This is a genomic window from Citrobacter sp. Ct235 (assembly GCF_030332305.1).
In the GTDB taxonomy this organism is placed as follows: Bacteria; Pseudomonadota; Gammaproteobacteria; order Enterobacterales; family Enterobacteriaceae; genus Citrobacter_A; species Citrobacter_A telavivensis.
In genome coordinates, this window is record NZ_JAOWIC010000041.1 from 296,792 (window position 1) to 309,592 (window position 12,801).

The following is a 12,801-nucleotide window of genomic DNA, read 5'->3' on the forward strand; positions in this document are numbered from 1 at the left end:
CCTCAGGCAATAACGCCCAGTTGTTTACCAATGCGGGTGAAGGCTTCCACCGCGCGGGTGATTTGTTCCGGGGTGTGCGCCGCAGACATCTGAGTACGAATGCGCGCCTGACCTTTCGGAACAACCGGATAGAAGAATCCTGTGACGTAAATACCCTCTTTTTGCAGCTCGCGGGCAAATTCTTGTGCAATCACCGCGTCGCCCAGCATTACCGGGATAATCGCGTGATCGGCACCGGCCAGGGTGAACCCGGCGGCAGACATTTGCTCGCGGAACTGGCGCGCGTTTGCCCACAGGCGATCGCGCAATTCGCCGCCAGACTCGACCATCTCCAGCACTTTGATGGAAGCAGCGACAATCGCCGGGGCCAGCGAGTTGGAGAACAGATAGGGGCGAGAGCGCTGACGCAGCCACTCAACGACCTCTTTGCGCGCGGCAGTATAGCCACCAGAAGCCCCGCCAAGCGCTTTACCCAGCGTCCCGGTGATAATGTCCACACGACCCATCACATCGCAATATTCGTGGGAACCGCGGCCGTTCTCACCAACAAACCCTACCGCATGGGAGTCATCGACCATCACCAGCGCGTTGTATTTATCTGCCAGATCGCACACGCCCTTCAGGTTGGCTATCACGCCATCCATTGAGAACACGCCGTCGGTGGCAATCAGCACATGACGAGCCCCGGCATCGCGCGCCTCTTGCAGACGGGCTTCCAGTTCCTGCATATCGTTGTTGGCATAACGCAAGCGCTTCGCTTTACACAGTCGCACGCCGTCAATGATAGAGGCATGGTTCAGCGCGTCAGAGATAATCGCATCTTCAGCACCCAGCAGCGTTTCGAACAGACCGCCATTGGCATCGAAACAGGAGGAGTAAAGAATGGCATCTTCCATGCCGAGGAATGCAGCCAGTTTTTGTTCCAGCTGTTTATGGCTGTCCTGAGTGCCACAGATAAAGCGCACCGACGCCATCCCAAATCCGTGAGAGTCCATACCGGCTTTCGCCGCGGCAATCAGCTCCGGATGGTTCGCCAGCCCCAGGTAGTTGTTGGCGCAGAAGTTAATGACGTGGCTACCATCCGCCACAGTGATATCTGCCTGCTGAGCAGATGTGATAATGCGCTCTTCTTTAAACAATCCTTCCGCACGGGCGGTTTGCAGATCGTTAGTTAACTGTTTGTAAAAATCCCCACGCATTGCGATTCTCCAGACTGGGCAAATTTCAGCACATCTTACCTAACCCTGGTCGCTGATACGAGATGACGCATTATCACTTCTTTAAAATGCAGGATAAATCACGCGTACCCACACGACCATTCGGTGAATGGCTGAAGCCAACGCTATGTAGTGATATGATAAGAGATATTCGTGTCTGAGATAGTCTCTGACTCCATAATTCATAGGTTACAGTTATGATCATCGTTACCGGCGGCGCGGGCTTTATCGGCAGCAACATCGTTAAGTCCCTGAATGATAAAGGCATCACCGATATTCTGGTGGTGGACAACCTGAAAGACGGCACCAAATTTGTTAACCTGGTGGATCTGAACATTGCCGACTACATGGATAAAGAAGATTTCTTAATCCAGATTATGGCGGGTGAAGAGTTCGGCGAGATCGAAGCGATTTTCCACGAAGGTGCCTGCTCTTCCACCACCGAGTGGGACGGTAAGTACATGATGGATAACAACTATCAGTACTCCAAAGAGCTGCTACACTACTGCCTGGAGCGCGAAATTCCGTTCCTGTATGCCTCTTCTGCGGCCACCTATGGCGGTCGTACTTCTGACTTCATTGAATCCCGCGAATATGAGAAGCCACTGAACGTCTACGGCTACTCAAAGTTCCTGTTTGACGAGTACGTGCGTCAGATCCTGCCAGAGGCCAATTCACAGATCGTGGGTTTCCGTTACTTCAACGTCTACGGACCGCGTGAAGGCCATAAAGGCAGCATGGCAAGCGTGGCTTTCCATCTCAATACGCAGCTCAACAAGGGTGAAACGCCGAAGCTGTTCGAAGGTAGTGAAAACTTCAAGCGCGACTTCGTGTATGTCGGCGACGTAGCTGACGTTAATCTGTGGTTCTGGGAAAATGGCGTCTCCGGCATCTTTAACCTGGGCACTGGCCGTGCAGAATCCTTCCAGGCCGTAGCCGATGCTGCACTGGCGTACCATAAGAAAAGCGAGCTTGAGTACATTCCATTCCCGGAAAAACTGAAAGGTCGTTACCAGGCATTTACTCAGGCCGATCTGACCAACCTGCGCGCTGCGGGCTACGATAAGCCCTTCAAGACCGTTGCCGAAGGCGTAACGGAATATATGGTCTGGCTGAACCGCGACAACGCTACAAATTCACAAAATCATTCGAGCGGTATCAAGGCGGCAACTAAGTAAATCTCCGGGAGCTTACAAGAGTAAGTGACCGGAGTGAACGCAGGCAGCCAACGCAGAGACAGCTTGAAGGATGAAGTGAATGAAGATTTTGGTGGTAGGCCCGTCATGGGTGGGCGACATGATGATGTCGCAAAGTCTCTATCGCACGCTCAAGGCGCGCTATCCCCAGGCGGTAATCGACGTGATGGCACCGGCATGGTGCCGTCCGCTGTTATCGCGGATGCCGGAAGTCAACGAGGCGATTCCAATGCCGCTTGGACATGGGGCGCTGGAACTGGGCGAACGTCGCAAACTCGGTCACAGCCTGCGTGAAAAACGCTACGACCGTGCGTATGTACTGCCCAATTCGTTTAAATCCGCACTGATTCCTTTCTTTGCCGGTATCCCTCATCGTACGGGTTGGCGCGGCGAAATGCGCTACGGCCTGCTTAACGACGCGCGCGTACTGGATAAAGACGCATGGCCCTTAATGGTCGAACGCTATGTCGCGCTGGCCTACGACAAAGGCGTGATGCGCACGGCAAAAGATCTGCCGCAGCCGCTGCTATGGCCGCAACTGCAGGTGAGCGAAGGCGAGAAGTCGTTAACCTGCAGCGCGTTTTCGCTTTCTGACGAACGTCCAATGATCGGCTTTTGCCCCGGTGCAGAGTTCGGTCCGGCAAAACGCTGGCCGCACTACCACTATGCAGAGCTGGCAAAACAGCTCATTGATGAAGGCTATCAGATTGTGCTGTTTGGCTCGGCGAAAGATCATGAGGCCGGAAACGAAATTCAGGCAACGTTAAGTGACGAACAGCAGGCCTGGTGCCGTAATCTGGCAGGTGAAACACAACTGGAGCAGGCGGTCATATTGATTGGCGCGTGTAAGGCCGTTGTCACCAATGATTCCGGCCTGATGCACGTCGCCGCGGCGCTGAACCGTCCGCTGGTCGCCCTCTATGGACCAAGCAGCCCGGATTTCACCCCTCCACTGTCACATAAAGCACGCGTGATTCGCCTGATTACGGGCTATCACAAAGTGCGTAAAGGCGATGCCGCCGAGGGCTATCATCAGAGCCTGATCGACATTACGCCTGCGCGCGTACTGGAAGAACTCAACAGCCTGTTACTGCAAGAGGAAGCCTGACGAATGCGGGTTCTGATCGTCAAAACATCCTCAATGGGTGATGTGCTACATACGCTACCGGCACTCACGGATGCACAACAGGCCATCCCGGATATTCAGTTTGACTGGGTGGTTGAAGAAGGATTTGCGCAGATACCGTCCTGGCATGCTGCGGTGAACCGCGTCATTCCCGTGGCGATTCGCCGCTGGCGTAAAGCCTGGTTTTCCGCACCGATTAAAGCGGAGCGCAAAGCCTTTCGTGACGCCGTACAGGCCGAACGCTATGACGCGATCATCGACGCTCAGGGGTTGGTGAAAAGCGCGGCGCTGGTCACGCGTCTGGCGCATGGAACAAAACACGGCATGGACTGGCAAACCGCGCGTGAACCGCTGGCCAGTCTGTTCTATAATCGCCGCCATCACATCGCCAGACAACAGCATGCCGTAGAGCGTACGCGTGAACTGTTCGCAAAAAGCCTGGGCTATCAGAAACCGATGTCGCAGGGCGATTACGCCATCGCGCAGCATTTCCTTACCTTCGGAAATACGGATGAACAGCCCTATGCGGTATTTTTGCATGCCACTACGCGCGATGATAAACACTGGCCGGAGTCGAACTGGCGAACGTTAATCAGTCTGTTGGCTGACAGTGGGATAAGCATTAAATTGCCCTGGGGTGCGCCTCATGAAGAAGCACGGGCGAAGAGGTTATCGGAAGGATTCGCTCACGTTGAGGTATTACCGCGAATGACGCTGGAAGGTGTCGCTCGAGTGCTGGCTGGGGCAAAATTTGTCGTTTCAGTCGATACGGGGTTAAGCCATCTGACCGCTGCACTCGATCGACCCAATATCACGTTGTACGGTCCTACGGATCCGGGACTCATTGGTGGTTACGGGAAGAACCAGGTGGCATGTCGCGCGCCAGGAAATCAATTAGCAATGCTAAGCGCTGATTCCGTCCGCGACGAGCTCACATCATTATTATAAAAGGTAAATGAATGCCAACCTTGAGTCTTATAAGTCCGTGGCGTCACTACGCCACGAAGACATCTTCAGCGCTGGAAATAACAACCTATTTGCTCTGCACCATCACGCTGATTGTTGCACTGTTTGATAATACGCTGAGCATGAAGCTCTATAATGTCACCGCGATACTGGGTCTGTTGGCGCTACTGTTGCGCGGTAAACCTGAAAGCTATTCAGTACAGTACTGGTTGCTGCCGCTCGCTATTTTTATCATCGGCGCGCTGGACGTCGCCTGGTATTCTGCCTTTAAGGTTGATAATTCTCCCTTTCGCGCGACGTACCACAGTTACCTGAACACCGCGAAGATCTTTCTTTTTGGCGCTTTTCTTACCCTGCTGGCACTGACGTCCAGAATTCGCTTTAAGAAAGAATTACCGCTTTATATCCTGTATTCACTGTCATTTTTTATCGCGGGATATGCGTATTATATCAAAGCCACCACCGGCATAATTCGTCTTGATTTCGGCATTGGTTCGGCCACGGGCGCAGCCTACTCTATTATGTTTGTCGGCATTGTCAGCGGTATATCGATTCTTTACACCCAACGGAATCACCCGATATTATTCTTACTGAATGCCATCGCTATATTCTACGCCCTGGCGCTCACCCAGACGCGCTCCGCGCTGCTGATCTTCCCGGTGATATGTGCGCTGTCGTTGGTTGCCGGGTATATCAAGTCGCCGAAAAAACTCTTCTTTTCAGTGATTGGCTTTTTCATCGCGCTGGTTGTGCTGGTTGCCCTGTTTAGCAAGCCGATTTATAACCGCTACCACGAAGGCGTCTCGGATCTGACGCGCTATAGCCAGGGCAATAGCAAGAGTTCCCTGGGCGCGCGACTGGCGATGTATGAAATTGGCTTCGACATCTTTAAAGAGGCTCCGCTTGCGGCAAGATCGGCCGATACACGGGCTCAGCGGATGACCGAACTCGCAAATGAAAATAAATATCTGCAAGGCGCGCTGGAGTTTTCGAATGTCCACTTACACAACGAGTTTATCGAAGCCGCTTCACTGAAAGGGATCGCTGGGGTACTGTCGACGCTGTTATTCTATGTCGCGTTGTTCTTTACGGTCTATTACCACCGTTCGCTGGGACTCTTTGCGCTAACGTTAGCGATCGTCGGGACTGGACTCAGTGATGTTATTCTCTGGTCTCGCAGTGTGCCCATCATCTTAATAACCGCGATCGTTTTAATGCTCTTCCTCAAGAAAAACCGCCAGCACGGCGATATTTCGCCACAATAAGTTGACCGTCAGAAGTGGCTATTCCCTCACTTCTGACGCGTTGACAGCAAATTCTCTACCGATTCAGCCAGAACCTCCGGGCTAATATCCTTCACCGTATACGTCGGAGAGATCACCTGTAAGGCATTGCAGTTATTCGGTGCCCAGATAAGATGTGAGGGGTAGGTCTCTTGTCGCGCATTCGGATAAAGTGCGAGCGTGGGAATTTCATATGCCGATGCAATATGGACCAGTGCGGTATCTACTGAGATCACGTACTGACTGAATTTTGTCAGGGCGACGGTATAAATGAATTCCTTAAAGGGGAGTGATTCAATACCCGGTAGTGGAATAGACCGAATATCTTCGGCCAGGCCGGTAAAGATAACCCTGTATTCCGGGTAATGTTCGCAGAGATGCGAATAAATCGTACTAATCTGCTCATCGGATAATCGACAGATTTTTTTTGCGCCCAACGCATTAATAATAACTATTTTTGAGTCGCCGACAAAATTCTGAACGTCTTTTTCAACCGACTCCGGCAGGGGTAAATCATAACTGACATCAAATTCATTACGCTCATCGTCATAAAAATGACGCAGTATCTCACCTGCCCGCGTACACATATGTGCCGTTAACATCTCATCATGCGGATGATAAACGGTGTAGTAACGTTTATACCACTTATCAAAACCCAGGATGTACGAACGTCTGACACCAGACAACAACACACTATGGCCAAAGGAGGGCATGGTTTCAAAAGGGTCAAGTACGATGTCGAAAGACTCGCCGGAAAGTTGTTTACGTAATGCCAGTACATCACTGATGGCATTTGCTTTTTTAATATAAAATTGATGTATTCTGCTATTACCGGAAAGAAATGCTTTTCCCGCTGCGGTGGTTAAAATTGACAGTTTGACACCACGATTAGACAGTTCGCGATACAGCGAACTCAAAACAATCAAATCGCCTAACTTGTTGTTATCATGGATTAGCAAGCAGGTCTGAATATTATCTGCATTAATTTTATTATTCTTTTTCCGGGTGAGGAAAAAAGACAAAAAATTAATCTTAAGTTTATTAATGCAGTATCTTTTTTTCTTATGAAAAGCACCTAAACCCATGCGAGTTACCACACTACAATAAATAAAAGGTTAACACTAACTGACATAAGAATCGGCACGATCGTGAAGATCGTGCGCGTTGTTCATGAAGCGCAGTTTGGATGACAAGGTTGCGACGTCCGTTGCCTTGATATAAGGAATAATATCGTAGCTAATTGCGGTATCGTCAGACAGATTGTAGATACTAAAGTCATCAACATTCTCACACATAAACTGGAAAAACGGCAGAATTTTGACTAAATCCTTGCTCAATTCAGAAGGCATCGGGTTACGGCTTTCATCATAAAAACGCGCGCAACTCCCGGTGATATCTAACCCGGAGCAGATCGTGTTGTCATAACCTAATGAATACGCAATCTGCATCGCCGTATACGCCACGGTATGGCATGAGCAGTAACCTAAGCTGATATCCTTACTAAATCCAACCAGTCTTTTACGTTTAGAAACGGGCACTCGAATCAGTAACTTTTTATTCCATTTTGAAAGCATTTCCAGTTTCAGCTTCTTGAACAAACCGCCTTTTTCACGCTTATAAAATGCACGTAAAATAAAACAATGAGCACGCATATATTTCTTATCATCTTCCGTAGCGGCTTCATAAACATCCATATTCACGACAGTGAATTTGCTCGCCCGACTGAATTGATAAAAATCATGGCGTCTTTGTAGCAAAAAACGCGCATCTGTTAAGACATAAATGAAGGGAGTAATACTATTACTGAGCAAGTATTCCGCTGCGCCGTTAACGGTAATGACATCATTGTTCTGCAAAAGAGAAAGCGGAGTCCCTCGGGAGGTGGGTCCCGATAAGAAAATGATCGCGTTATCAGATGTTCTGCTGGCAATAAGTTGCTGAACACCTGCTCGAGTTATAAACTTAACATTACTCATATGAAACCTGTAGGCTTGTCATGCAACTTAAATCACGATGAATCTTTGAGGAAAGTGTTCATGGTTTATCTTTAGCGAGGATGAACAAAATAGAATGAACAAATTTGCTCACAAAACATACAAATCCATTCTTGCATTTAGAACGACCAAATGCAACGTTCTAAATATTCACATTGAAACTTAGCGCACACTTTTACCTTTTAGACGGCGCAGAAAGTTCCGCCACTTTTTCTTATACACCAGGAGATAAAAACCGAGGTCTTTTTTGTTATTTTCAATACCATAGTGACGTTCTAAATCAATACGATCTTTTGCCATTCGCTGTCGTGAAGGTCTTTTCCCGGACAGATCAATGATCCTTATCTCTTCATTTTGTAATATGAAGTTACCTTTATGTGGATCGCCTGAGACCATACCATGCTGATGTAACCCTTGAATGGACTGTTTTATCTTCTCTTTCACATCAGCAGAAATGACGGGCAGGTCAACCAGTTCAACACCCTCGATATACTCAATAATCATTATGTAAGTATGCACATAGCGCAGGGTCTTCACTTCGGCAAGCAGATAAAAGTCATTTAACGCGTCAAAACCTTCCTGTCGAACGCGATCGGTCTGATAAAAAAGCTTTTCGTAGTAATCCCCTTTTACCAGTGATTTAAAAAATCGCTCAGTATTTTTAACTTTAGGGTGAAATACTTTCAGAATATATTTCCCATGGTCAGTATCGATTAACACGACCTTGGTATCCTCAATACTACGAAAGACTTTTAGTACCTTAAGATTATGTGTTAAAAAATCATTGAAAATGTCAATGTATTTTTCACCACCTTGTTTTACGAATACAGTATAGTTTTTAATTTTTGTTTCAGTGATCATAAGTATGAAGGTATCATTTTGCTAAAAATTTACGATAGAGGTATGCAGCCCCCGCAATCATTCCACGCAGATAATGTTTTTGGACCAAAAGGTGTTTATATCTTTTTTTATATTCAACCAGCGTTCGCGCATCTTTGGCAGGAACATCTTTCCACGGTGACTTAATGAAAGCATTGGTATAATAAATTACAGAAGGGTAACTTGCCCAGGCATGCCAGGGCTTCGTCGCACCTGTAAAGTGAATCAACTTAGTATCAGCATGGATTATATCTAAATACTTCTCATGCGTTTTATCGCTTAACTCGCTTTTAATGGTATAAATTGTATTATATTCACGAGGTAAAAAATAAACTTTATCACGCAGCAATATATTCAGGACATCCTGATCGGGATATTTAAAAAATGTTGCACTCCCGTCTTTACCCGTTAGCAGGGATAATGCTTTTTCAGTTAATCGATTTTTAGCCCATTCCCGGAGGTTTATAAAAACAACACCGGAATTAAAATATCGTCCCTGAAGATTAAACGAGGGGAGTCTTTCATTTACCCTGGACTGAATAGAGTCAACGTCTTTTACTACTGCGGCGACATTATCATTAAGGTCAAGGGTCAGAAGAAGATCCAGAGGACCTTTGCAGATGACATCTGCATCAAGATACAATAATTTATCCAGTTTATGATACAGATAATCAAAAGCGAAAAGCCGGAAGTACATAGCTCTTGACCAGACCTGCGTTTTCGGCAATATCTCAAGGCATTTGACATTGATAAGATATAATGAAATTTTAATCTTATGTTCTTGCGCCAGTGCCTCAATCTTATCAACGAAACTTTTTGTATATTTGTCACAGATGATATGAAAATCAACATTAATATCATTATGAATTAACACCGAGGTAATAGACACCCCGACACCATCAAGATAGTTCTCATCGATTCCATAAGAGATATTTAATGTGTTAGCATTATTATCATAGCGCTCATCAAAAACTTTATATTCTGCTATCTCTATTTCCGGAAAAGAGTCCACTGCGTCACCTATAATTATTTTTATTTAACAATTTTGCTTTTAAAATAAAGTGCATAATCAATCAGGCCAGCAAAGTACTGCTTCTGATTAAACATATGCTTTGCCGCATAACGTAACTGATGACTATTTTTAGGTTTCAGCAATTCAACATCACACCAGGGTGACAATTTTTTCGCATTCAAAAAGCTCTGCGCAATAGGGTAGTTACCCCATTGATGCCAGGGCTTAGTCGGCCCAATATAATGAATGAATACCGTGTTTACATCCACGGGATTGACCACGTCATGCTTTAACTCGTAATTGATGCTGAATTGGGCGTTAAATTTTTTACCGACAAAACGCGCCTTGCCAACAAGCAACATATTCAGCACATCCTGATCCAGGTGAGTAATGCGCTGTACCACATCCGGATCGCGTAGCATCTCAATAGCCTTGCGAGAAATATCCTCAGCGGTCCAGACGGGGAGGTTAATCAGCAAAAAACCCGCATTAAAGTAGCCAGAAACCAGTCCCGGTGTTGCCAGACTGATTGAGCGCTTAGTCCACCACTCTGACTCACCCTCCGCAACCACGGCCGCAATTTCATGCTCAGCAAACTCGAGGTCAATCAACTCTTGTACACTTCCCTGACAGGCAATATCTGCATCCAGATACAGTACCTTATCCATTTTTCCCGCGAAGTGGTCAGCGATAATAAATCGGAAGTACGTTGCGTAAGACCAGTTTTTAGTACTCGGTAACGATTTCAATTGCTCGCAGTCAATGAGATACACCACGATTTGGGTGGCATATTGCTTTGCGAGCGCATTAAATCGAGCCTGTTCTTCATTGCTAAATGAATCTGTAAATACATGAAAAGCAAACGGCGTATTGGGGTTGGCAATCAGTATCGACGCGATGGAAACACCACAACCAAAAAGGAAGTTCTTATCAATGCCATAGGCAATATTAAACTTATCAACATCACTATGTTCTGCATAGTTATAATCTAAAGTCTTCTGAATGACTTTTTCTTCAAAATATTTTTGAGTCATAGTGATCACTTATTGATTTTGGAAAATATCGCACTTCTTAAATGTTGGAAATAGACTTCATTATAGAAGTTATCTATCGTCTCAGGGATCAGATTACTATCATACTTCATCTGACCAGAGAGGATTTGGTTGAGTAGGCGGATAAACTGTTTGAGATCGCTCGGCGGATACAAATCGCCATTGATTCCTGGTTTGATCATATCCCGGGGACCAGACATACAGTCTGAACTGATGCACGGGATACCATACGACATGGCTTCCAGCAGAGTCATCGGGAAGCCTTCGAATGACGATGTCAGCAACAGTGCCGTGACGTTCTTTATCTTGTTTTGCACAACATCCCAGGGAGAGACCTGCCAGCCATGCCAGGTAATACGATTGTCAATCCCCAGTTCTCGCCCATAGGCCTGACATTTTTCAAAATCTGAGCCGTCACCAACCACATGCAACCGCCATTCGCCTTCCGCATGGGATAATCCATCCAGCAGGTCCTTAATTCTTTTTTGCCCCTCAAACTTCATCCTTCCAACATACAGAAAGACGGCGGGCTGGCCTTCTTCTGGTTGTGGAATAATCTCTGATTTTCTGGATACGGGGTTATAAACAACGGTAATGTTCTTTTGATCAATACCCCGCGCAATCATCTGTTGTTTAATACCGCTACTGATTGCCAGATGATAATCAGCCGAGCTAACACATTCGGCATGTTTTTTATGATCCAGCGAAAAATGCGGCCAGGAGAATATCGTGAAATTGTGGCCTGATTTCTTCCGCGCTTTACTGGCAAACAGGCAGGACAGCACATCAATACAGATAACAACATCGGGTTCTGTTTTCTTTAACCAGCGACTAAACGTATGGATATGCTTTGCCCGACGCAAAAACCCCAGACGGATAGTGGAGAACGAGCATGAATAGTTAATATCGCTTAACCATGCCTTATCCATTTTGTCATTCCGACAAAAGAAAAACATTTCGCACTGGATTGCAGAAGGTTCGGTCTGAAAGTTATTGATAACATCCCGGATAACCGTTTCCATTCCGCCAAAGCCGGAAACAGCCTCACCAATAAATGCGATTTTTAACCCAGTTTCAACGGGCATTTCATTCATATATGATTACGATCTCTCTTTTTGCCATCGTTATTATAATTCTACATCGCTAAAGTTAAATCCAAGATGGTGATTGAAGCATTCCTTTAATAAAGGACTTTTCAAATTATAGTTTTCAATGAAAGATATGTTACTTAAATTAATTTGCGCTGTAGTATTAAATCCATATAACTCAAGTCTAAAACCCTGCATTAAAAAGCCTAATATAATATCTTCCGCTATTAATTCAGAGTTAATATTTTCCACGTTGTTAAATTGGTATAATAATTCTCGCGGGTGAGGAATGTAGTAATCTATTTTTCTGGAATCGATAAAACTCTGCACTTTTTGTATTAAAGATACCACTCCGTGTTTATTATCAATCGCATCTGAATAGACGGTACCCAACAATACTTTTTTAACCGTATTTGTTCCAGAATTTTCACTATTGTAGCAAATTAATGTAATCGCTTCTTTTTTTTCTATTATATTAGGTTTTTCTGGAAATAAAGTATAATGTATTCTGTCGAGTTTAAGGATATCCTCCTTATGATACTTCCTGCCCATAAGTCTTCGAAAATGCTTTGACGTGAAAGAGACTGAAGAGTCTCGATACATCACGCTTTTTTTATTTATATTATTCGTCCCATCATCGAATGTTCTTAGTTCATTAAAGGAAACCATCGATAGTATATGGTGAATAAGTGGAACATGAAAATTCGCAAAAAAAACGACGTCATATGTTTTCTTATATGACATCATGATTTTCTTTGCATACAATGTCCTTTTTAATGTTTTGAAAGTTGATGTCTTTTTTGCATTGGCTTCGAGACTAACATGCTGACACAATGGTTTGATTTTATTTAAATAGCAAACATTCTTTATATTCCCGGCGTCACCAATAAACAATAGTTCAACATTATCCAGCCGCTCCTTTTCAATAATAGCCTTTGCAATAAGCAACTGCAAATTAGTCATGCATATGAAGAGAAACATTTAGCAT

General features: G+C 45.6%; 12 protein-coding genes. 4 read left to right on the forward strand and 8 right to left on the reverse strand.

The window, feature by feature from the left end; translation table 11 throughout:
* Nucleotides 1–2: 2 nt before the first annotated feature.
* On the reverse strand, nucleotides 3–1,199 hold the full coding sequence (gene kbl, locus OGY35_RS08155) for a glycine C-acetyltransferase (RefSeq protein ID WP_152400615.1): 1,197 nt from the start codon (nucleotides 1,197–1,199) through the stop codon (nucleotides 3–5).
* A 215-nt stretch (nucleotides 1,200–1,414) separates the two neighbouring features.
* Between kbl and rfaD the strand changes: the two genes are divergently transcribed.
* From rfaD to OGY35_RS08175, 4 genes are all read left to right on the forward strand, one after another.
* Complete coding sequence (rfaD, locus tag OGY35_RS08160) at nucleotides 1,415–2,395, forward strand: ADP-glyceromanno-heptose 6-epimerase (protein ID WP_286631965.1); 981 nt, start codon at nucleotides 1,415–1,417, stop codon at nucleotides 2,393–2,395.
* A gap of 79 nt (nucleotides 2,396–2,474) precedes the next feature.
* Entirely contained in the window at nucleotides 2,475–3,521 is a 1,047-nt protein-coding gene (gene rfaF / locus OGY35_RS08165) for an ADP-heptose--LPS heptosyltransferase RfaF (RefSeq protein ID WP_152400620.1), read from the forward strand.
* Between the two features lie 3 nt (nucleotides 3,522–3,524).
* Nucleotides 3,525–4,487, forward strand: coding sequence for a lipopolysaccharide heptosyltransferase RfaC (gene rfaC, locus OGY35_RS08170; RefSeq protein ID WP_286631966.1), 963 nt, complete (start codon nucleotides 3,525–3,527; stop codon nucleotides 4,485–4,487).
* A gap of 11 nt (nucleotides 4,488–4,498) precedes the next feature.
* Complete coding sequence (locus OGY35_RS08175; protein WP_286631968.1) at nucleotides 4,499–5,770, forward strand: O-antigen ligase family protein; 1,272 nt, start codon at nucleotides 4,499–4,501, stop codon at nucleotides 5,768–5,770.
* A 26-nt stretch (nucleotides 5,771–5,796) separates the two neighbouring features.
* On the opposite strand, the gene OGY35_RS08180 is transcribed toward OGY35_RS08175, so the two are convergent.
* The 7 genes from OGY35_RS08180 to OGY35_RS08210 form a co-directional block, all read right to left on the reverse strand.
* Complete coding sequence (locus tag OGY35_RS08180) at nucleotides 5,797–6,873, reverse strand: glycosyltransferase family 9 protein (protein WP_286631970.1); 1,077 nt, start codon at nucleotides 6,871–6,873, stop codon at nucleotides 5,797–5,799.
* A gap of 36 nt (nucleotides 6,874–6,909) precedes the next feature.
* Nucleotides 6,910–7,764, reverse strand: coding sequence for a 3-deoxy-D-manno-oct-2-ulosonate III transferase WaaZ (gene waaZ / locus OGY35_RS08185; RefSeq protein ID WP_286631971.1), 855 nt, complete (start codon nucleotides 7,762–7,764; stop codon nucleotides 6,910–6,912).
* A gap of 180 nt (nucleotides 7,765–7,944) precedes the next feature.
* On the reverse strand, nucleotides 7,945–8,643 hold the full coding sequence (gene rfaY / locus OGY35_RS08190; RefSeq protein WP_286631972.1) for a lipopolysaccharide core heptose(II) kinase RfaY: 699 nt from the start codon (nucleotides 8,641–8,643) through the stop codon (nucleotides 7,945–7,947).
* Between the two features lie 13 nt (nucleotides 8,644–8,656).
* Nucleotides 8,657–9,673 carry a glycosyltransferase family 8 protein gene (locus OGY35_RS08195; RefSeq protein WP_286631974.1) on the reverse strand — a complete coding sequence of 339 codons (1,017 nt, stop codon included), beginning with the start codon at nucleotides 9,671–9,673 and terminating at the stop codon, nucleotides 8,657–8,659.
* A gap of 20 nt (nucleotides 9,674–9,693) precedes the next feature.
* A complete protein-coding gene (gene waaO, locus OGY35_RS08200; RefSeq protein ID WP_286631975.1) occupies nucleotides 9,694–10,707 on the reverse strand; it encodes a lipopolysaccharide 3-alpha-galactosyltransferase in 1,014 nt (337 codons plus the stop codon).
* 5 nt (nucleotides 10,708–10,712) lie between these two features.
* Nucleotides 10,713–11,810 carry a lipopolysaccharide 1,6-galactosyltransferase gene (gene waaB / locus OGY35_RS08205; RefSeq protein ID WP_286632068.1) on the reverse strand — a complete coding sequence of 366 codons (1,098 nt, stop codon included), beginning with the start codon at nucleotides 11,808–11,810 and terminating at the stop codon, nucleotides 10,713–10,715.
* A gap of 42 nt (nucleotides 11,811–11,852) precedes the next feature.
* Nucleotides 11,853–12,794, reverse strand: a complete 942-nt coding sequence (locus tag OGY35_RS08210) for a glycosyltransferase family 52 (RefSeq protein ID WP_286631977.1) — start codon at nucleotides 12,792–12,794, stop codon at nucleotides 11,853–11,855.
* Nucleotides 12,795–12,801: the final 7 nt, after the last annotated feature.

Excerpts from the sequence above, each read along its gene's own strand:
- kbl (WP_152400615.1), bottom strand. The coding sequence starts at position 1,199 with ATGCGTGGGGATTTTTACAAACAGTTAACTAACGATCTGCAAACCGCC.
- rfaC (WP_286631966.1), top strand. The coding sequence starts at position 3,525 with ATGCGGGTTCTGATCGTCAAAACATCCTCAATGGGTGATGTGCTACAT.
- OGY35_RS08180 (WP_286631970.1), bottom strand. The coding sequence starts at position 6,873 with ATGGGTTTAGGTGCTTTTCATAAGAAAAAAAGATACTGCATTAATAAA.
- rfaY (WP_286631972.1), bottom strand. The coding sequence starts at position 8,643 with ATGATCACTGAAACAAAAATTAAAAACTATACTGTATTCGTAAAACAA.
- OGY35_RS08175 (WP_286631968.1), top strand. The coding sequence starts at position 4,499 with ATGCCAACCTTGAGTCTTATAAGTCCGTGGCGTCACTACGCCACGAAG.
- waaB (WP_286632068.1), bottom strand. The coding sequence starts at position 11,810 with ATGCCCGTTGAAACTGGGTTAAAAATCGCATTTATTGGTGAGGCTGTT.
- waaZ (WP_286631971.1), bottom strand. The coding sequence starts at position 7,764 with ATGAGTAATGTTAAGTTTATAACTCGAGCAGGTGTTCAGCAACTTATT.
- rfaF (WP_152400620.1), top strand. The coding sequence starts at position 2,475 with ATGAAGATTTTGGTGGTAGGCCCGTCATGGGTGGGCGACATGATGATG.
- waaO (WP_286631975.1), bottom strand. The coding sequence starts at position 10,707 with ATGACTCAAAAATATTTTGAAGAAAAAGTCATTCAGAAGACTTTAGAT.
- rfaD (WP_286631965.1), top strand. The coding sequence starts at position 1,415 with ATGATCATCGTTACCGGCGGCGCGGGCTTTATCGGCAGCAACATCGTT.
- OGY35_RS08210 (WP_286631977.1), bottom strand. The coding sequence starts at position 12,794 with ATGTTTCTCTTCATATGCATGACTAATTTGCAGTTGCTTATTGCAAAG.